The sequence below is a fragment of the Micromonospora arida genome (assembly GCF_003857035.1).
GTDB lineage: Bacteria > Actinomycetota > Actinomycetes > Mycobacteriales > Micromonosporaceae > Micromonospora > Micromonospora arida.
In genome coordinates this window covers 1-17,733 of record NZ_QGSY01000264.1, presented here as the reverse complement: position 1 = coordinate 17,733, position 17,733 = coordinate 1, and the positions used below count along the sequence as shown (strand labels likewise).

Annotated in this window: 20 protein-coding genes; 8 read left to right on the top strand and 12 right to left on the bottom strand. The window is 71.6% G+C overall.

Going from position 1 to position 17,733, the window contains the following annotated elements; translation table 11 throughout:
• Nucleotides 1-198 precede the first annotated feature (198 nt).
• Together DLJ58_RS26280 and DLJ58_RS26275 are read right to left on the bottom strand one after the other, a co-directional pair.
• The gene (locus DLJ58_RS26280; protein WP_244219133.1) at nt 199-1,194 is read right to left on the bottom strand and encodes a sulfite exporter TauE/SafE family protein; all 996 of its coding nucleotides are present in this window, start codon (nt 1,192-1,194) and stop codon (nt 199-201) included.
• A 143-nt stretch (nt 1,195-1,337) separates the two neighbouring features.
• Nucleotides 1,338-1,802, bottom strand: a complete 465-nt coding sequence (locus tag DLJ58_RS26275; RefSeq protein ID WP_124860237.1) for an RrF2 family transcriptional regulator — start codon at nt 1,800-1,802, stop codon at nt 1,338-1,340.
• 291 nt (nt 1,803-2,093) lie between these two features.
• Here DLJ58_RS26275 and DLJ58_RS26270 point away from each other — a divergent pair, with 291 nt between their 5' ends.
• Nucleotides 2,094-2,762 carry a YceI family protein gene (locus tag DLJ58_RS26270; protein WP_112582691.1) on the top strand — a complete coding sequence of 223 codons (669 nt, stop codon included), beginning with the start codon at nt 2,094-2,096 and terminating at the stop codon, nt 2,760-2,762.
• A 140-nt stretch (nt 2,763-2,902) separates the two neighbouring features.
• Here the strand turns inward: DLJ58_RS26270 and DLJ58_RS26265 are convergent, their stop codons facing one another.
• The 4 genes from DLJ58_RS26265 to DLJ58_RS26250 form a co-directional block, all read right to left on the bottom strand.
• On the bottom strand, nt 2,903-3,787 hold the full coding sequence (locus tag DLJ58_RS26265) for an acyl-CoA thioesterase (protein WP_124860235.1): 885 nt from the start codon (nt 3,785-3,787) through the stop codon (nt 2,903-2,905).
• Nucleotides 3,784-5,232 carry a pyruvate kinase gene (pyk, locus tag DLJ58_RS26260; protein ID WP_112582693.1) on the bottom strand — a complete coding sequence of 483 codons (1,449 nt, stop codon included), beginning with the start codon at nt 5,230-5,232 and terminating at the stop codon, nt 3,784-3,786. The genes DLJ58_RS26265 and pyk overlap by 4 nt, the downstream gene beginning before the upstream one ends.
• Nucleotides 5,233-5,466: 234 nt before the next feature.
• Nucleotides 5,467-6,849, bottom strand: a complete 1,383-nt coding sequence (locus DLJ58_RS26255; protein ID WP_158629630.1) for an FAD-binding oxidoreductase — start codon at nt 6,847-6,849, stop codon at nt 5,467-5,469.
• Between the two features lie 132 nt (nt 6,850-6,981).
• Nucleotides 6,982-7,344, bottom strand: coding sequence for a YciI family protein (locus DLJ58_RS26250; protein ID WP_124860231.1), 363 nt, complete (start codon nt 7,342-7,344; stop codon nt 6,982-6,984).
• A gap of 242 nt (nt 7,345-7,586) precedes the next feature.
• Here DLJ58_RS26250 and DLJ58_RS26245 point away from each other — a divergent pair, with 242 nt between their 5' ends.
• Nucleotides 7,587-8,459, top strand: a complete 873-nt coding sequence (locus DLJ58_RS26245) for an aldo/keto reductase (protein ID WP_124860229.1) — start codon at nt 7,587-7,589, stop codon at nt 8,457-8,459.
• Between the two features lie 24 nt (nt 8,460-8,483).
• On the opposite strand, the gene DLJ58_RS26240 is transcribed toward DLJ58_RS26245, so the two are convergent.
• The gene (locus tag DLJ58_RS26240; RefSeq protein WP_124860228.1) at nt 8,484-8,693 is read right to left on the bottom strand and encodes a hypothetical protein; all 210 of its coding nucleotides are present in this window, start codon (nt 8,691-8,693) and stop codon (nt 8,484-8,486) included.
• A gap of 54 nt (nt 8,694-8,747) precedes the next feature.
• Nucleotides 8,748-9,533, bottom strand: a complete 786-nt coding sequence (locus tag DLJ58_RS26235; protein ID WP_124860226.1) for an esterase/lipase family protein — start codon at nt 9,531-9,533, stop codon at nt 8,748-8,750.
• Between the two features lie 203 nt (nt 9,534-9,736).
• On the opposite strand from DLJ58_RS26235, the gene DLJ58_RS26230 reads away from it, so the two are divergent.
• Entirely contained in the window at nt 9,737-11,095 is a 1,359-nt protein-coding gene (locus DLJ58_RS26230; RefSeq protein WP_124860224.1) for a pentapeptide repeat-containing protein, read from the top strand.
• A gap of 43 nt (nt 11,096-11,138) precedes the next feature.
• On the opposite strand, the gene DLJ58_RS26225 is transcribed toward DLJ58_RS26230, so the two are convergent.
• Nucleotides 11,139-11,720, bottom strand: coding sequence for a TetR/AcrR family transcriptional regulator (locus DLJ58_RS26225; RefSeq protein WP_124860222.1), 582 nt, complete (start codon nt 11,718-11,720; stop codon nt 11,139-11,141).
• 222 nt (nt 11,721-11,942) lie between these two features.
• Here DLJ58_RS26225 and DLJ58_RS26220 point away from each other — a divergent pair, with 222 nt between their 5' ends.
• From DLJ58_RS26220 to DLJ58_RS26205, 4 genes are all read left to right on the top strand, one after another.
• A complete protein-coding gene (locus DLJ58_RS26220; protein ID WP_124860220.1) occupies nt 11,943-13,409 on the top strand; it encodes an MFS transporter in 1,467 nt (488 codons plus the stop codon).
• A 97-nt stretch (nt 13,410-13,506) separates the two neighbouring features.
• The gene (locus DLJ58_RS26215) at nt 13,507-14,493 is read left to right on the top strand and encodes an SEC-C domain-containing protein (RefSeq protein WP_124860218.1); all 987 of its coding nucleotides are present in this window, start codon (nt 13,507-13,509) and stop codon (nt 14,491-14,493) included.
• 69 nt (nt 14,494-14,562) lie between these two features.
• Nucleotides 14,563-15,015 (top strand): nitroreductase family deazaflavin-dependent oxidoreductase, encoded by a 453-nt coding sequence (locus DLJ58_RS26210; RefSeq protein WP_244219130.1) that lies wholly within the window; start codon nt 14,563-14,565, stop codon nt 15,013-15,015.
• A gap of 66 nt (nt 15,016-15,081) precedes the next feature.
• Entirely contained in the window at nt 15,082-15,489 is a 408-nt protein-coding gene (locus DLJ58_RS26205; RefSeq protein ID WP_124860214.1) for a hypothetical protein, read from the top strand.
• 190 nt (nt 15,490-15,679) lie between these two features.
• Here the strand turns inward: DLJ58_RS26205 and DLJ58_RS26200 are convergent, their stop codons facing one another.
• A complete protein-coding gene (locus tag DLJ58_RS26200; RefSeq protein ID WP_244219132.1) occupies nt 15,680-15,967 on the bottom strand; it encodes a DUF6244 family protein in 288 nt (95 codons plus the stop codon).
• Between the two features lie 266 nt (nt 15,968-16,233).
• On the opposite strand from DLJ58_RS26200, the gene DLJ58_RS26195 reads away from it, so the two are divergent.
• Entirely contained in the window at nt 16,234-16,791 is a 558-nt protein-coding gene (locus DLJ58_RS26195; protein WP_124860212.1) for a hypothetical protein, read from the top strand.
• A 3-nt stretch (nt 16,792-16,794) separates the two neighbouring features.
• Here DLJ58_RS26195 and DLJ58_RS26190 read toward each other — a convergent pair whose 3' ends face one another.
• Nucleotides 16,795-17,229 carry a hypothetical protein gene (locus DLJ58_RS26190; RefSeq protein ID WP_124860210.1) on the bottom strand — a complete coding sequence of 145 codons (435 nt, stop codon included), beginning with the start codon at nt 17,227-17,229 and terminating at the stop codon, nt 16,795-16,797.
• Nucleotides 17,229-17,729 (bottom strand): hypothetical protein, encoded by a 501-nt coding sequence (locus DLJ58_RS26185; protein WP_244219131.1) that lies wholly within the window; start codon nt 17,727-17,729, stop codon nt 17,229-17,231. The genes DLJ58_RS26190 and DLJ58_RS26185 overlap by 1 nt, the downstream gene beginning before the upstream one ends.
• Nucleotides 17,730-17,733 lie beyond the last annotated feature (4 nt).

The following is a 17,733-nucleotide window of genomic DNA, read 5'->3' as shown; positions in this document are numbered from 1 at the left end:
GACGAACACCGTGACCGACCGACCGGGGGCAGGGTGCAGGGCGCCCCACCGTCGCCAAGGTCACGCTCGATCCAGGATGTAGTGGCCACGGAACGCCGGGAAGCCACTACATCCAGGATGTTGCGCGATCTTGGTGACTCAACCTCGGCGATGACGGCGTTTGACCGGGCATCGGCGGGTGGGTGGGCGCAACGGGGTTCAGCGTGGGTTGGGCGTACCCGTTGCGGCCAGATCGGCCGGGAACTCGTCGACGGTTGCAGCGTCGGAGGCCTCGGCGGACACGCCGGCAGCGGCGGCGGGAGCAGCGGCGGCGGCTTCGGCGGCCTCGGCGCGGGCGCGGCGGGTACGGCGTAGGGCGCGTACGGCCAACACCAGGGCGGCCAGCCAGCCGGCGGCGAGCAGGGCGTACAGGGCGGGGCGGGCCGGACCGTCCAGTTCGGCGGAGCGGATCAGGGTGCGGGCGTTGGTCAGCACGATCACGCCGCCGACTGCCGCGCCGAGCAGTTGGGCGGGCACGATTCGCACCAGCCAGGCGGCCAGTGGGGCGGCGATGAGCCCACCGATGAGCAGCGCGGCGACGGTGGGGAGCAGGAATCCCTCCGAGCCCAGCCCGATCAGGAAGCCGATGCTGGCCGCGCCGGCCACGACGAACTCGGAGGTGTCCACGGAGCCGATCACCTTGCGCGGTTCCATGCGGCCGGAGACCAGCAGCGCGGGGGTGGCCACCGGGCCCCATCCGCCGCCGCCGGTCGCGTCGACGAAGCCGGCGACCAGGCCCAGGGGGCCGAGGAAACGACTGCGGAGCCGTCCGCCGACCCGGTCGGTGCGCAGTGGTCGGGCGAAGCGGATCAGGAGGTACGCGCCGAGCGTGAAGAGGATGCCGGCCATCCACGGTCCGGCGGCCTCGGTGGAGATCGAGCTGAGCAGGGTGGCGCCGGCGAAGGCGCCGACAGCGCCGGGTAGGGCGATGCGGGTCACCACCCGCCAGTCGACGTTGCCGAACCGCCAGTGCGCGACCCCGGCGGCGAGCGTGGTGCCGATCTCGGCCAGGTGCACCGAGGCCGAGGCGGCGGCCGGGGCGACTCCGGCGACCAGCAGCAGAGTGGACGAGGTCAAGCCGTATGCCATGCCGAGCGAACCATCGATCAGTTGCGCGACGAGCCCGACCAGAGCGAGGACCAACAGCTTGCGCACGAGCGCCCCCAGACTTTTCGGCATCTCCTATCGACTTGGTCGACAATGCGGGATGGGGCAGCCAGGGTCAAGCCCCCGATCGGTGGATGGGACACGGCCGGGTCAGCGACCAGGTGATGTGGGGCCGGGAGGCGAGCCGGCGCTCAGATCCAGGCGCGCGGGTCGGCGGCCAGCTCGGTGACCCGCGCGGGCAGGGTGCCGGCGGCCACGTCGGCGACGCTGACCAGTTCCAGGATCTCCCGCTCGCTTGCCCGTAGCGCGATCCAGACCTCCTGGAGGGCGTGCGCCGGGCCGTGGTACCCGAGCTGCTCGGGGCGTTGCCCGCGTACGTGGGCGAGGGGCCCGTCGATCACCCGGATGACCTCGGCGAGGGAGATCTCCTCGGCGGGGCGGGCCAGCCAGTAGCCGCCCTCCGGACCACGCTGGGCGTGCACGATGCCGCCACGGCGCAGCTGGAGAAGGATGCTCTCCAGGAACTTCGGCGGGATCTCCTGGGCGCGGGCGATCTGGTCGGCCGTCACCGGCCGGCCGCGCCCGGGGCCGCTGGCCGTCGCGGCAAGCTCGGTGGCCGCGCGGAGGGCATAGTCGACCCGGGCGGAGAGACGCATGTCGGCAAGGTTAGTCGCTGGTCAACCGGGCGGGCGGGCGACCCTCGGCCGATCGGCCACGCGTCGATGGCAAGCAGCCCCGCCGGCACCCGTCCGGGCCGCCGGGCCGGACCGATGAACGGCCGCCGGTAGGGACCGGTGAAGTACGTCATGATCCACCGCACGGTGGCGGCCGAAATGCCGTTCCGGAGCGTCCCTATGCTGGACGTGAGTGCGAATGTCTGGCCGTTTACGGGGCCGCCAGCAACATATTGATAAACACCCGGGTGCGCTCGGGGGGAAGGCAACACGATGACCGATATCGCGACACGCACCTGGGACGGCATGACCATCCCGGTGGCCGGCACCTATCTTCTGGATCAGGCGCACAAGCGGATCGGTTTCCTGTCCCGGCACATGATGGTGAGCCCGGTGCGAGGCGAGTTCGCCGAGGCCACGGCGGAGATCTTCGTGGCGGAGGACCCGCTGCTCTCCTCGGTGACGGCCACCATCATGTCGGCCAGCATCACCACCGGGAGTGTCGACCGGGACACGCATCTGAAGAGTGCCGACTTTCTCGATGTGGAGCGTTTTCCCACCCTCGAATATCGAAGCACCGGTATCAAATGGCAGGGCAACGAGGACCCCATATTCCAGTGGGCGCGCCTGCGCAACCATCGGTTGGGCGGACGAGGCCGAAGTCACATTGTTCCGCCGCAGTCCGACGGTATTCCCGGACGATTCGTCCTCACCGGTGAGTTGACCGTGAAGGGGATCACCCGGGCCGTCGACCTGGAGGTGAATTTTGGTGGTGCTCGTCAGGATCCGTACGGGCAGAACATCTTCGGATTCAGCGCGACGGCCGAGATGAACCGTGAGGACTACGGCCTGCTCTGGAATGTCGTCCTGGAGAGCGGCGGGGTGCTGGTCGGCAAGACGGTGCAGATCGAGATCGCTGGCGAAGCCATCTACCAGGCCTGAAGCACGTCATCCCCGCCAGCTGCCTGGCGGGGACGAGCGACACCTGCCTGCCGTGGACGAACGACACCTGCCTGCCGTGGACGAACGACACCTGGCTGGCGGGGCGAGCGACGACTGATCAGCGGAGATGAGCCAGAGCGTCAGGCACCGACGCGGCGCAGCAGACCCTCCTGGACGGCGCTGGCGATCTGCCGGCCGTCCGTGGTGAACATCCGGCCGGTGGCCAGCCCACGCGCGCCGGACGCCGACGGGCTCAGACAGTCGTAGAGGAACCACTCGTCGGCCCGGAACGGCCGGTGGAACCACAGCGCGTGGTCCAGGCTCGCGCCGACCAACCCGCCCGGCCCCCACACCTCACCGTGCGCGGAGAGCACCGAGTCCAGCAGGGTGAGGTCCGAGGCGTAGGTGAGCGCGCAGGCGTGCAGCAGGGGGTCGTCGGGCAGTTTGCCGTCGATGCGCATCCAGACGCGCTGGTGCGGGTCGGCGGGCCGGTCGCCGGGGCGGACCCAGCCGGGCTCGCCCACGTAGCGCACGTCGATCGGTCGCGGGATCTGACCCCAGATGCCCAGCCGCTCCGGGTAGCGGGAGAGCCGGTCGGTCATCGTCGGCACCTCCTGCGGCGGGGGCACGTCCAGCGGGGCCGGGGCCTGGTGGTCCAGCCCCTCCTCGGCCCGCTGGAACGACGCCGACATGAAGAAGATCGGCTTGCCGTGCTGGAGGGCGACCGCGCGGCGGACCGAGAAGGACCGGCCGTCGCGGATGTTCTCCACCTCGTACGCGATCGGTTCGACCGGGTCGCCGGGGCGGACGAAGTAACCGTGCAGCGAGTGCACGAACCGCTCCGGGTCGACGGTGCGGCCGGCGGCGACCAGTGCCTGACCGGCGACCTGGCCGCCGTACACCCGTTGTGGGCCGACCGGGGGGCTCATCCCCCGGAAGGTCATCTCCCCGGTCGAGTCGAGGTCCAACACTTCCAGCAGCTGGTCCACCGCCGCCTGGCCGACCGCGACCCGACCGTCGCTCACTGCAGGGCCCGCGCCGACGCGGCGTCGACCAGCGAGCCGAGCTGGTGTACGCGCAGCGTGTTGGTCGAGCCGGGGGTGCCGGGCGGGCTACCCGCCACGATCACCACGTAGTCACCGGGGTTGGCCCGGTCGAGGCCGAGCAGCGCCTGGTCGACCTGGCGGAACATGTCGTCGGTGTGCTGCACGAACGGCATCAGGAAGGTCTCCACGCCCCAGGTGAGGGCGAGCTGGTCGCGCACCTCGGGGACCGGCGTGAAGGCCAGCAGCGGCAGGTCGCAGTGCAGGCGGGACAGCCGTCGCACGGTGTCACCGGTCTGCGAGAACGCGACGAGCGCCTTGGCGTTGATGGCCCGCGCGATCGACGAGGCGGCGACGGTGAGGGCGCCACCGTGGGTACGCGGGTCGTGCTGCAACCGCGGCACCCCGATGGAGCCGGCCTCGGTGGTCGTCACGATCTTGGCCATGGTGCTCACGGTGAGCACCGGATACTTGCCGACGCTGGTCTCGCCGGAGAGCATCACCGCGTCCGCGCCGTCGAGCACCGCGTTGGCGACGTCGGAGGCCTCCGCCCGGGTGGGGCGGGAGTTCTCGATCATGGAGTCGAGCATCTGGGTGGCCACGATGACGGGCTTGGCGTTCTCCCGGCACAGCTGCACGGCGCGCTTCTGCACCAGCGGGACCTCGTCCAGCGGCATCTCGACACCGAGGTCACCGCGGGCGACCATGACGCCGTCGAAGGCCAGCACGATGGCCTCCAGGTGCTCCACCGCCTCCGGCTTCTCGACCTTGGCGAGCACCGGCCGGAACACGCCCTCCTCGGCCATGATTCCGTGCACGAGCTTGATGTCCTCGGCCGAGCGGACGAAGGAGAGCGCCACCAGGTCGACGCCGAGACCCAGGGAGAAGCGCAGGTCCTCGGCGTCCTTGTCCGACATGGCGGGCACGCTGACCGCCACGTTGGGCAGCGACACGCCCTTGTTGTTGGAGACCGGGCCGCCCTCGGTGACGAGGCAGCGGATGTCGTTGCCGGTGACGTCGGTGACCTCGACGGCGACCCGACCGTCGTCGATCAGCAGTCGGTCACCGGGCTTCACCTCCTGCGGCAGCTTGCGGTAGGTGCAGGAGACCCGCTCCTTGGTGCCGATGACGTCGTCGCCGGTGATCACGACGGAGTCACCGGTGCGCCACTCGTGGGGGCCGTCGGCGAACCGACCGAGCCGGATCTTGGGGCCTTGCAGGTCGGCGAGGACGGCGACCGGCTTGCCTGTTGCCTCCGACGCCTCCCGGACCAGTCGATAGACCGCCTCGTGGTCGGCGTGACTGCCGTGGCTGAAGTTGAGCCTCGCCACGTTCATGCCGGCCTCGACGAGACCCCGGATGCGCTCCGGGGACGAGGTGGCGGGACCAAGAGTGCAGACGATCTTCGCGCGGCGTGTCACGCCCATCAGGCTAGTCTCTCCTTCAGGTCGGACTCAGGGCCGACCCCTTGCAGGCAGCGGAACAGGTGTCCAACGACGCGCGGTGCGCGTCGGGCCGGCGGGCGGAACCGCACCGGGAACGTTGTGGCGACGGGCATCAGCGACCGCGCGCCGGGAATCGTACGCCTCTGCCGGCGTGCGCTGTCGGGGTGCTCCCGGCGGCGGCTCACTCCGGGTGCCCCGAGGGCGGCAGGCGGCGGCTCACTCCGGGTGCTCCGCGGGTGGCAGGGTGGGCACCGCGTGCAGCAGGTCGCGGGGGTCGTAGCGGCGCTTGGCCCGGCGCAGCCGCGCCCAGTTCGCGCCGTAGGCGAGCCGGACCCGGTCGGTCTCCTCGGGGGCGAGCAGGTTGGGGTAACCACCGGGCAGGGCGTGCGGGGCGAGCGCCGCAGAGGTCCGCTCGGCCCACTCGCGGTGCGGACCGGCCTGGTCGCCGGGAGCCCACACCGCGATGATCTCGGCCATCAGGTGATCGGTGCGCAGCCCGAACGCCGTGTCGGTGGGTCGGACCCGGGTGGCCGCGCCGTGGAAGTGGTGCACGGCCAGCGCGGAGAACGGCGAGGTGACCTGCCGGGCCGCGTCGACGAGGGTGTCCGCCGCGCCGTCGGTGAGCGCGGGCAACCACCGGGTCCGCAGCAGGTAGTGGTTGCCGTCGACCATCCCGCCGTCGAACATCCGCAGCGCGTCCGCGTACGGCATCGGGCCGATCTGGTCGACAAGCGGGGTGCCCAACGCGCGCAGCCGGTCCATCCACGGCGCCCCGGCTTCCAGGTCGGGGCCGCTGTAGAACGGGCAGACGAAGACCATCGGCTCGCCGGCCGGGCCGGGCAGGAAGCCGGCCGTCACGGTCAGTTCGTCCGGAGCCTCGGCGACCAGGGCGCCGTAGCCACGCAGCACAGCCGGCGCCTCGGAGAGCGCGAACATGATCATACCGGCCAGCACACCGGGCAGCCGGTGCGCGCGGAAGCGCAGCTCGGTGACGATGCCGAGGTTGCCGCCGCCGCCGCGCAACGCCCAGTACAGCTCGGCGTCGTGCCGGGGGTCAGCGGTGACCCGGCGGCCGTTGGCGAGAACCACCTCCGCGCCGAGCAGGCTGTCCAGGGCCAGACCGAACCGGCCGCACAGCGGCCCGTACCCGCCGGCGAGGGTGAGCCCGGCCATCCCCACGGCACCGACCACGCCGGTGGGGACCACCAGGTCGTACGGGCGGGCGGCGGCGAGCAGTTCGGCCGCCGTGGCGCCGCCGCCGATGGTCACGGTGGCCGCGTCCGGGTCGACCCTGACGGAACGCAGCCCGGTCAGATCGAGCGCCAGAGCGCCGTCGCGCAGCGCCCGGCCGGCCCAGTCGTGCCCTCCGGAGCGGACCGAGAGGGGCAGGTGGCACCGGGTGGCGATGCGGACCGCCTCGGCCACCTCGTCGGAGTCCTGGCACCTGGCGACCAGCGCGGGCGTGCGCGCCACCGCGCCGTTCCAGAGCCGGGTGGTGACGGCGTAACCGGGATCGCCCGGCTCGTGCAGCCGGTCACCGAGCAGGGCACGCAGTCGGGCGGCGGCCGACGCGACATCGGGGGTGGCGGCGGAGATCATGGCGACTCCTCGACCGGGGCCGACCCACGACACCGGGTACGCCCCGGCGGCGGCCCGCGCTGGGCGCGACCGTAGCACCGGGAGGCGGGCGAGCGCCGTCATCATCACGACAGCCACCGATGGACCGGCGGCTCAACTGCCCGCCTTGACCAGCGGGAACTCCAGGGAACCGGCCGGGCAGAGGAAGGTCAGCACCTCCACCCGGTAGAGCCCGGCCTGCACCGCCGGGTCGGCCTCCAGCACGCTGCGGACATCGTCGACGCTGCCGGTACGGGCCAGCCCGAAGCCGATCGGCGGATCCGGCTCACGCGCCGGCCCGTCCACTGAGCCGGCGACCAGGACGATGCCGCGTCGCTGCAACGCCTGCATGTGTTCGGAGTGCTCGGCCTGCAACCGCTGCACGGTCTCGCCGGGCAGGGCCCGCCCGGCCGCGCCGGGATAGATCACGATGCACTCGTACGTGTCGAGCGCGAAGTTGACCTGCGGCACTCCCATGGGTGCTCCCTCCGCCGTCGCGCCGGAACGCACCGGCTCCGGCCAGCGTCGCACGGACACCCCGGTCGTACCGGGCGCTTCCCGGCAACTCGACTCGGCGCGCTGACGACGTGTCCGGGCCCACACTCGGCCGACCGGCGGCATGGCGGCGGGGTTCCGGGGGATGATCCTTCGGTGGTGGGTGGGCTCTTCACGCCCGCGCTGTCCACGCCCGCCACGACGAGACGATTGGGGATCGGGCAATGGCGACAAATATCAGTGAGCAGCCCTCGAAGGCGTCCGGCACGTACCGGATCGGTGGCGACGTCACCGTCAACCGGCTCGGCTACGGGGCCATGCAGATCACCGGCCCGGGTGTCTGGGGTGACCCGAAGGACCCGGCCGAGGCGGTTCGCGTGCTGCGCCGTGCGGTCGAGCTGGGCGTGACGTTCATCGACACCGCCGACTCGTACGGGCCGTTCGTCTCGGAGTTGCTGATCCGGGAGGCGCTGCACCCCTACGCCGATGACCTGGTGATCGCGACCAAGGCCGGGCTGAGCCGCTCCGGCCCCGGCGACTGGCGTGCGCTGGGCCGCCCGGAGTACCTGCGCCAGCAGTGCGAGCTGAGCCTGCGTCACCTCGGTCTGGACAGCATCCCGCTGTACCAGCTGCACCGGATCGACCCGAAGGTGCCGCTCGCCGACCAGCTCGGTGAGCTGGCGCTGCTGCGGGAGGAAGGCAAGATCCAGCACATCGGGCTGTCCGAGGTGAGCGTCGCGCAGATCGAGGAGTCCCGGGCGATCACCACGATCGCGTCGGTGCAGAACCTGTACAACCTCGCCAACCGCAGCGCCGAGGACGTGCTGGAGTTCTGCGAGCGCAACGACCTCGCGTTCATCCCGTGGTTCCCGATCGCGACCGGTGAGCTGGCCCGCCCGGGCGGCCCGCTGGACGCCATCTCCACCGCGCACGGCGCGTCGCCCGCGCAGCTCGCGCTGGCCTGGCTGCTGCGTCGCTCGCCGGTGATGCTGCCGATCCCTGGCACGTCCTCGGTGGCGCACCTGGAGGAGAACGTGGGCGCGGCCGACGTGCGGCTCACCGACGACGAGTTCGAGGCGCTCGCCAAGGCGAGCTGACGCGCCGATCCGGACGCCGTCGGCTCAGTCGACGGCGTCCGGACCGGGCTCCGAACCCAACTCCCGGGCGGCGCGTAGCGCCTCGGTCGCCTGGGCGGCGCGTAGCGCCTCGGTCGCCTGGGCCAGCAGGCGAGCGGAGTCGGTCCGCCCGCTCACCTGCAACTCCACCTCGGTGTCCCCGGCCTGGGTCCGGATGCTGGCCTCGGTGCGCTGCTGGTCCACCCAGGACTGCATTCGAGCAGCACCCGGTAGAGCGTGTAGAGGGCCCCGCCGCCGCACCGGAGCGGGTCAGAGCGCGAGGCAGTTGGGTCGCACCGGGCCGTCGACCAGAGCGCCGCGCACGATGGTGTAGGCCGTGCCGTCGAGCACCAGGCCGAGGTGCCCCACCACCCGCAGCGGGCAGTACGACTGGATCAGCACGTTCGTCGCACCGTCGTTGACGGCGGCGTTTCCGGTCGGGCGGACCAACTCGTCCTGCAGGGTGCGGATGGTGGTGTAGCGCACCGCGCCCGGGGTGTCGTCGCCGGCGTTGAGGTCGGCGAGGAACGTCGAGCCGATGGTCATCTGTTGGCAGGCCACGACGCCGGCGCAGCTGCCCAGGCCCAGGAACGCCACGATGTTGGCGACGTACGTGCCGTACTGGGGTGTGCCCAGGCTGACGTAGCGACCGACGGTGGCGGTGCCGCCGAGCCGCTTGAGGTAGTACCTGCTGACCAGGCCCCCTTCGGAGTGGGCGACGACGTCCACGCTCGCCGCGCCGGTGCTGGCGCGTACCTGGTCGACGTAGCCGGCGAACGCGCGCGCCGAGGTGGGGATGTCACCGAAGCCCAGCCCGGGTAGTTGGTAGATGAAGGTGCGGTAGCCGTCGGCGCGCAGCCGGGCGGCGATCGGCTCGTACGCGACGGCGACGCCGCTGAGCCCGCCGACCACGATCACGGGGTTGGCCGCCGCGGCGGCGAAGGGCGTCGTGGGGGCGGCGGTGGTGGAAGCGGGGGCGGCGGTCGCCGTGGCGGTGGACGCGAGCAGCGCGGCGGTGGCGAGGGCCAGGACGAGGGCGGTCTTTCGGAGCAGCATCGCTGCACCTCCGGGGGAGGCACCCGGCGAACCGGGCAGGTGGGTGGGGGTGTCCGGTCGACCGTGCGACGATCATGCCCGCAACAATTTAGAAACGTCAATGACTTGTTACGCGCCGGTAACCCGCTGTTCCGGCGGGGGCGTAAACGGTCATTCCGCTCCGCTCCATATCGGACACCGACGGTCGCTGGCATGCTGTGGCCGTGGCTGTCGACGAACCCACCGAGCGTGAGCTGCGGGTGATGCCGTGGTGGCTGGTCCTGGTCGGCCTGCTGGTCGCCATCGCCCTGGGCTGGCTGGTGCTGGACCTGCTGCTCACCGAGGCCGACCGGGCCAGCCAACCGGACACCCGCGCCACGCTGCGCATCGACGCGATCCGCACCGGCCTGACCGTCGTCGCCGGCACCGGCGGAGGGCTCGCGCTGCTGCTCGCCGCCCGCCGCCAGTGGATCGCCGAACGCGCGCAGCGGCACCAGGAGAGCGTCGCCGCACGGGACCATGTGCACCGGGACCGGGTGCAGGCGCACGCCGAAGCGGTGGCCGAGGCCGCGCAGCGCCACCAGGACCGGCAGTCCGGGGCCGCCGAGCATGACGCGGCGGAGCGTCGACTGACCGAGCTGTACACCCGGGCGGTCGAGCTGCTCGGCAACGACAGCGCGGCGGTACGCCTCGGCGGCCTGCACGCGCTGGAGCGCCTCGGTCAGGACAACCCGGGGCAGCGCCCGACCATCGCGGCGGTGCTCTGCGCGTACCTGCGGATGCCGGCGACCGACGGCGAGCCGCGCGAGACGGAGGTCCGGCGCAGCGCGCAGCGCGTGCTGACCCGGCACCTGCGCGCGGACGACGCGGCGCACTGGCCGGAGCTGAGACTCGACCTGGCCGGCGCGGCGCTCGTCGACTTCGACGCCGCCGGCTGCACTCTCGTCGACGCGACCTTCACCGATGCGGTGTTCACCGGTACGACCACCTTCGCGGGGGCGACGGCGCGGGGCCGACTCCTGTTCGGTGCGGCGAGCTTCGGTGACGTGGCCTTCGAAGGGCTCGCGGCCGACGGCGAGGTCGTCCTCGACGGCGTTCGCGTCGACGGCGGGGCCACCTTCGACGGTGCCGCCTTCTCCGGCGGTCTGTCCTGCCGGCGAGCCGGCTTCACCGGCCTGACCTCGTTTCGCCGGGTGACCTTTGGCCAGCCGACCAGCTTCGACGCGACCCGCTTCGAGGACGCCGCCTCGTTCCGGGAGGCCGTCTTCGACGGTGCCCTGTCGATGGAGCACACCGAGTTCGGCCGGTCGGCAAGCTTCCATGCCGTCCGCTTCACGAACATGGCGCTGTTCCGCTGGACGGTGTTCGGCGCGGAGGCGCTGTTCGACAGGGCCCGCTTCGTCGACGCCGCCAACTTCGGCCGGGCCCGGTTCCACAGCATGGTCAGCTTCCGCGACACAGAATTCAGCCGGCCGCCGCAGGTCGAGCAGGCCCGGGCGGTGGCCGATCCCGGCCACCGCTGGCCGGAGAGCACGACAGTGGAACGCCTCGACGACGAGTGGCTGCTGCTGGTCGATCGTTGACCGGCAGGGCGCGCGGTCAGCGCCGCGCGATCGGGCGGGGGCGTCAGCGCGGCGTGGCTGGTGGGCGCAGGCCGTCCAGGGCCACGCCGAGGACCCGGTCACGCTGCTCGGGTGACGGGAACTGAGCCATCGTGAGGCCACTGATCAGCCGCACCACGTCGTCGAAGCCGATGTCGTCACGGACCACACCGGCGGCCTGCGCGCGACGCATCAGCGGCTCACCGGCGGAGAAGATCTCCGCCCGGCAGCTGGTGAAGATCTCAGAGTCGTGCAGCAGTTGCTCGGCGAGCGCCCGCTTGGTGGCGACGTACGCGACGAAGCGGTGCAGCCAGGCGACGAGCGCGTCCCAGGGTGGCAGCTCGGCCAGACCCTCGGCGGAGTGGCACAGCGCCCGAACCTCCTCGACGTAGACGGCCTCGAACAGGTGCCGGCGGGTCGGGAAGTTGCGGTAGAGCGTGCCGATGCCCACGCCGGCCCGGCGGGCCACGTCCTCCAGGGAGGCGGCGGCCCCGTTCTCGGCGAACGCCTCGCGCGCAGCCGCGATCAGGGCGTCGTAGTTACGCCGCGCGTCGGCCCGCTTGGGCCGCTGGGCGAAGACCTCGGGCGCCTGCCCCGGGCTGGTCATGACGTGCGTCACCTCACTCTATTTGCATCCGGAGGACGCCCTCCGCTAGCTTAGCGGAGGCACCCCTCCGGAATCCCGGAGGCCTGCCTCCGGTTACTCTACCTCGGGACCCGCCCGATCGCTGCCTGGCCACCCCGATCGCCCGGACCCCGACAGACCACCCCGTCACCGACGACGGGCGACAAGCCTTCATTCCCGTACGTAATCAGGGAGTTTTCTCTCGTGGCAGTGACCTCCCGACGCGGCTCGCGTCGGCTCACCTTCACCGTGCTCGCGGCCGGCGCCGGGTTCTTCGCGATGCTCCAGTCGCTGATCACCCCGGTGCTGCCGACCATCCAGCAGGACCTGCACACCTCCCAGAACACCGTGACCTGGGTCCTGACCGCCTACCTTCTCAGCGCGTCGATCTTCACGCCGATCCTCGGACGCGTCGGCGACATGGTCGGCAAGGAGCGGATGCTTGTCGTCTCGCTCGCCGCCCTCGCCCTCGGCTGCCTGCTGGCCGCCATCGCGCCGAACATCGGCATCCTCATCCTCGCCCGGGTCGTGCAGGGCATCGGCGGAGCGGTCTTCCCGCTGTCGTTCGGCATCATCCGCGATGAGTTCCCGGCCGCCCGGGTCTCCACAGCGGTGGCCGCCATCTCGGCCATCGTCGCCGTCGGCGGTGGCTTGGGCATCGTGCTGGCCGGCCCGATCGTCAGCACCCTGGACTACCGCTGGCTGTTCTGGATCCCGATGGTCGTGGTCGGACTGACCGCCGTGGCCGCGCACCTGTTCGTGCCCGAGTCGCCGGTCCGTACCCCCGGTCGCATCGACTGGCGCGCCACACTGCTGCTCTCCGGCTGGCTTGTCGCGTTGCTGCTGCCGATCAGCCAGGGCGCCGCCTGGGGCTGGACCTCCACCAGGGTGCTCGGTCTGCTGGCGCTGGCAGTGCTGCTGATGGTCGGCTGGCTGGTCACCGAACTGCGGTCGAAGAATCCGCTGATCGACATGCGGATGATGCGCCTTCCCGGTGTCTGGACCACCAACCTGGTCGCCCTGCTCTACGGCGCGTCGATGTTCTCCATGTACGCGTTCCTCCCGCAGTTCCTGCAGACCCCGACCGCCGCCGGTTACGGCTTCGGGGCGAGCATCAGCCAGGCTGGCCTGCTCATGCTCCCGATGGTCAGCGCGATGTTCGTCGCCGGCGTCATCGCCGGGCGACTCCAGGCCGTCTTCAGCGCCAAGGCGCAACTCGCCACCGGTGCCACCTTCAACGTGGCCGCCTCCGCGATGCTCGCCACCGCGCACGACACCCGCTGGGAGGTCGCCATCGCCGGTGGCCTGGTCGGCCTCGGCATCGGCCTGGCCTTCGCGTCGATGGCCAACCTGATCGTCGCCAGCGTGCCCGCCAGCCAGACCGGCGTGGCGACCGGCATGAACGCCAACATCCGCACCATCGGCGGCGCGATCGGCGCGGCAGTGGTCAGCGGCGTGATCACCGCGCACCCGCAGGCCAACGGTCTGCCCCGGGAGGCCGGCTTCACGCTGGGGTTTCTCGTCCTCACGGCGATCGCCCTGGCCGCCGCGCTCGCGGCCCTCGCCGTCCCGTCCGCCCGGCGGCCGTCGGCCGGTCGCCGGCCGTCCGCCGCGACGATCGTCGAGTCGGAGCTAGCCGGCGAGTTCGCCACCATGCCGGCGACCCGCTGAGGGACTGCGCCGCGGCCCGGGCGGTTCGCCGCCCGGGCCGCGGCGCATTCCGGAGTACGCTGACCGCTTTCCATCCGTCGTTCCTCAGGAAGCGCCCATGCCCGAGTTGCTGACCGCCGACCGCATCGACGAGATCGGCGCCCTGGGCCTCAAGAGCCCTGACCCGGCCGCGTTCGTCGCCGAACTGGTGGGCGCCGTCGACGAGGGGCGGGTGGCGGATCCCGACGACACCGGGTACGCCCTGCTGGTCGCCGCGGACATCCTGGAACAGGCCGGCGACCTTGCCGACGCGCTCGCCCTGGCCACCCGCGCCATCGCCGAGCAGCCGGACGACAACGCGTACGCCCGGGCGGTGCGCGGCGGTCTGCTGCTGCGCCTCGGCCGCTCGGACGAGGGCACGGCCGAGCTGACCGCCCTGCGTCCGCTGCTGGAGACCGACCCCGCGGCCACGTACCTGATCGACGAGCTGGCCGAGTCCGGCCGCGCCGACACGGCGTTGGAGTGGCTCACCGGGGCGCTCGACGCGATCCTGGAACGGACCCGCGCCCAGCAGCACGAATCCGAGGACGCCCAGGACGAGGCCGCGGCCATGATCTACGGCCTGGCTCAGCGGCGGCACGACCTGCGCGAAGAGCAGGGCCTCCCCCACGACGAGTACGACAACCTCGCCGACCGGCTGCGCGCCGCGAGCACCCACGCGCTCGACGCCGTCGACGACGGCCCGGCGACGCTGCTCTTCTGGCCGCAGGCCGAGTTCGACGCCCTGTTGGCGCGCTGGCCCACTCTGGTCGACAACTACCCGCCCACCTGGGACGAGCACCGCACGCAGTCCGAACGCGCCCTCGTCGACGCTTCCCAGATGGGCGGCACCGACCTGGGCGTGGTCGTCGGCACGGTCGCCGACCTGGCGGCCTTCGCCGAACGCACCGGCAACGACCCCACCAGCGAGGAAACCCTCGACGAGTACGCCGACAGCCTCGACGAGGCCGGCGTGACCGCCTGGCCACCCGGCCGCAACGACACCTGTTGGTGCGGGTCCGGCGCCAAGTACAAGAAGTGCTGCCTGCCGCGCTCGCGCGGGTGACTGTTTCGGGCGCTCTGACCCCGACGTATGGTCGATGCGTCCGTTCGACTCGATGATGAAGGCGATGGCGTGACCACACACGAGCAGCACGAGACGGTCGAGGACAGCCCGGTCGGCTGGGTCGCCAGCCACATCGAGCGTTACGTGCGAACCGACGGCGCGGACGGGGGCACCTTCCACGGCGTACCCTCGCTGCTGCTCACCACCCGCGGACGCCGATCGGGCACACTGCGCCGCACGGCCCTCATGTACGGGCGCGACGGGGACAACTACCTGCTGGTGGCGTCCAACGGCGGCGCGGCCAAACACCCCGCCTGGTACCTGAACCTGACCGCCGACCCGGCGGTGGAAATCCAGGTCGGCGCGGAGCGGATCACGGGTCGGGCCCGGACCGCCACCGGCGAGGAGCGCGTCCGGCTGTGGCCGGTGATGACGAAGGTCTTCCCGACGTACGCCCGCTACGCGAAGGAGACCGACCGCGAGATCCCGGTCATCGTCATCGAACGCACCGCCGATCGATGACGGTGAGTGCCGGCGCACGCTAGGGTGACGGTAGGTAAGCACCCCACTCCGCCAAGGAGGATCGTCGTGCGCCGCATCATCACCACCATCGCACTACTCGGGCTGTCGCTCTCCGTCATGCTGGCGCCGACGCCAGCGAGCGCGGCGAGCAGCGTCGACGTCACCTCCGCGACCCTCGTCGCGCGAGGCGTCGCCGTCGACCTGACCCTCACCGTGGTCTGTCAGGCCGGCATGTCCGGCGCCACGAACCTCACCCTTCGGCAGCGGTCGGGCGACCGGGTGGCACACGGAACGGGCTGGGCCCCGCTCCGCTGTTCCGGTGAACCCCAGGCCGTGACGGGGCGGGTGTTGGCGGATGCGGGTGGCTTCGCCTTCAACAGAGGCGTGGCGCTCGCCAGCGGACACTTCGAACTGTGCGAGCAGGAGAACTGCGAATTCCTGGACTTCAACAACACGGTCCGCGTCACCCGCTGACCCGACGGCAGAGCCGCCGCTGCACGCCGCCGAGAGGGCGCCCGATGATCAGGTGATGAAAAGAAGGTCGAAACTACGTCCGACACCTACTTTTCATCACCTGATCACTGCCTCCGGGAGGCTGTGGCGAGGAGATTGGCGGCGACCACGAACACAGCAGTCACGCCGCCCGCAGTATTCGCACCCGTGGTCAGTTTCCCAACGCTCGAACCTTGGCGATCGTCTCCTGCACGTGCTGCTTGGCCGGGTCGCCACCCTGGGACGCCTGCGCGAGCGCCTGGCGGTACGAGTCGATCATGCCAATCAGCGGACCAGCCGCGACGCCTTCCAGCGCACCGGCGACGAGTGCTCGTGCCTCGGCGGCGTCCTGTGCTGCCGCTGCGGTCTTGGCCTTCGCCTCGTCCAGCTTCTGCGACGCCGCCGCCAACCTCGCGATGATCTGTGCTGCGCTCACGCGCACCTCCCCGTGATCGACCATCGCCTCCACCGCCGCACCGGCAGAGACCACATGGGAGCGTACGAGATCCGCGCACCCAACGCGACCGGCCGCTTGCTCCCGCGTCACCTCGTGGGCAGTAGTCGCCCCACACGAGCGGCTCTGACGGAGTTTGCCCACAGGAGCCCGCCACCGACGCCCTCCATCAAGCCCTCGATCCGGCAGGCCGCGACGCCGGGCGACGGGGACCACGCCGGAGCGCGAAGCCTCCTAGACTCGGTGGCAGCTGGCTGAGGGAGTGACGTGGCTTGACGGTTCAGAAGACAGACACGACATCGGCTGGTCGTGGTCGCCGGGCTCGCGCCATTGGGCTGTCCGGCGGTCTCATCGGGCTTCTCGCCCTCCTGCTCGTCGTCTCCGTCGCGACCGGTGACGGGCAGAGCATCCTCAGCAGCCTCCAGTCATCGTCGTCGGCAACAGCCGCGCCCAGTCCGACCCCGGAATCTCGGGCAGCCTTCTACCGGGCCTGCATCGCCAAGACCAAGGGCCACGACGCGTTGGTCTTCTTCCAACGGGACATCCCCGAGGGCCGGTGGGGAGAACCGCTGCGGGGCACCGCCTCGACGACCAGTGAGCCGTACGTGCTGTGGCTCTTCGACGCCCAGTGTGAACCGCACCGGGCGATCGAGGTGCCACCGCGAACCAGTCGCACGTTCAAGGCCCAGCTGGGTCAGGTCTGGTACTACGCCGAGGCGTCGGCGGGGCAGCCCGCCGACGGCTGCGCCTGCCGCGTCTTCAGCCCTTCGAACAGCGGCGCCGAGCAGAGGTTCAGCGACGCCGGCAGCATCACCTACCACCTGGACTAGGGCCTACAGCAGGCTCCCGTGGGCGGTGACGACCAGTCGCCACTCCGGTGTTCGGAGGGTTCGCAGATCCGGGGCCACGACAGGCTCGCCGCCGGGCGCGCAGACCCCGTACACCTGCGGCGCGATCGCCTCGCTGAGAAGGTGGTCGAAGTGGAACGAGCCTTCGAAGCCGAGCCAGACCACGGTGTCACCGGCGGCGCAGGCGACCCGCAGGCAGTGGGCCAGGTAGCTGTGCAGGAGGGGTGGCAACTCGTCGAAGACCAGGTCGTACTCGGTGACGCGGGCGTACGGATCGTCCCGCTCAAGGGGATACGTCTGCACCTCGAGCGGCACGACGCCACCACCGGCGAAGTCCGGCACCCGGGTCGGGACGCCCGGCACGAACACGCTGACGACAGGTTGCGCGGCGAAGCGCAGACCGGACGCCAGGTCGGTCATCAGCGCAGGCCGCGGACCAGCAGCAGGTACGCGCAGTAGGCCATCGGCACCACCAGGAAACAGATCAGGAACCCGAGCGGCAGATACCGCGGCGGGGTGCCGGCGACCATGGCCGGCCGCCCCCAGCGGCCCAGCACCAGGTAACCGCCGAAGAACGCCACCGCCGGCAACCCCGCGCAGATCCACGCGCCGAGGGTGAACCCGTCCACCAGACCGACCCCGGAGGCGAGCACCAGCATCAGCACGAGCACCCCGGCCGCCGCGCCGCACCCGGCGTAGACGGCGACCGCCCGCGCGAGCGGCGACCACGTCGGCAGCAGCGCCGGCCGCTGGGCCAGCAACTCCGCCTGCTGCCCGTGCCGGTCGGCCTCGTCGGCCATCCGCCGGGCCAGCTCCAACTCCACCGCCGGGTCGGCCAGGGCCGCGCGCTGCGTGGGCACCCCGCCGCCCGCCGGGCTCACCGCCGTCGGCCTGTCCCTTATACACATCCCCGAGCCCACCAGA

Excerpts from the sequence above, each read along its gene's own strand:
- DLJ58_RS26240 (WP_124860228.1), bottom strand. The coding sequence starts at position 8,693 with ATGCAGTCCTGGGTGGACCAGCAGCGCACCGAGGCCAGCATCCGGACC.
- DLJ58_RS26250 (WP_124860231.1), bottom strand. The coding sequence starts at position 7,344 with ATGGGAGTGCCGCAGGTCAACTTCGCGCTCGACACGTACGAGTGCATC.
- DLJ58_RS26215 (WP_124860218.1), top strand. The coding sequence starts at position 13,507 with ATGCCCGAGTTGCTGACCGCCGACCGCATCGACGAGATCGGCGCCCTG.
- DLJ58_RS26275 (WP_124860237.1), bottom strand. The coding sequence starts at position 1,802 with ATGCGTCTCTCCGCCCGGGTCGACTATGCCCTCCGCGCGGCCACCGAG.
- DLJ58_RS26245 (WP_124860229.1), top strand. The coding sequence starts at position 7,587 with ATGGCGACAAATATCAGTGAGCAGCCCTCGAAGGCGTCCGGCACGTAC.
- DLJ58_RS26235 (WP_124860226.1), bottom strand. The coding sequence starts at position 9,533 with ATGCTGCTCCGAAAGACCGCCCTCGTCCTGGCCCTCGCCACCGCCGCG.
- DLJ58_RS26200 (WP_244219132.1), bottom strand. The coding sequence starts at position 15,967 with ATGGTCGATCACGGGGAGGTGCGCGTGAGCGCAGCACAGATCATCGCG.
- DLJ58_RS26255 (WP_158629630.1), bottom strand. The coding sequence starts at position 6,849 with ATGATCTCCGCCGCCACCCCCGATGTCGCGTCGGCCGCCGCCCGACTG.
- DLJ58_RS26270 (WP_112582691.1), top strand. The coding sequence starts at position 2,094 with ATGACCGATATCGCGACACGCACCTGGGACGGCATGACCATCCCGGTG.
- DLJ58_RS26225 (WP_124860222.1), bottom strand. The coding sequence starts at position 11,720 with ATGACCAGCCCGGGGCAGGCGCCCGAGGTCTTCGCCCAGCGGCCCAAG.
- DLJ58_RS26190 (WP_124860210.1), bottom strand. The coding sequence starts at position 17,229 with ATGACCGACCTGGCGTCCGGTCTGCGCTTCGCCGCGCAACCTGTCGTC.
- pyk (WP_112582693.1), bottom strand. The coding sequence starts at position 5,232 with ATGGGCGTGACACGCCGCGCGAAGATCGTCTGCACTCTTGGTCCCGCC.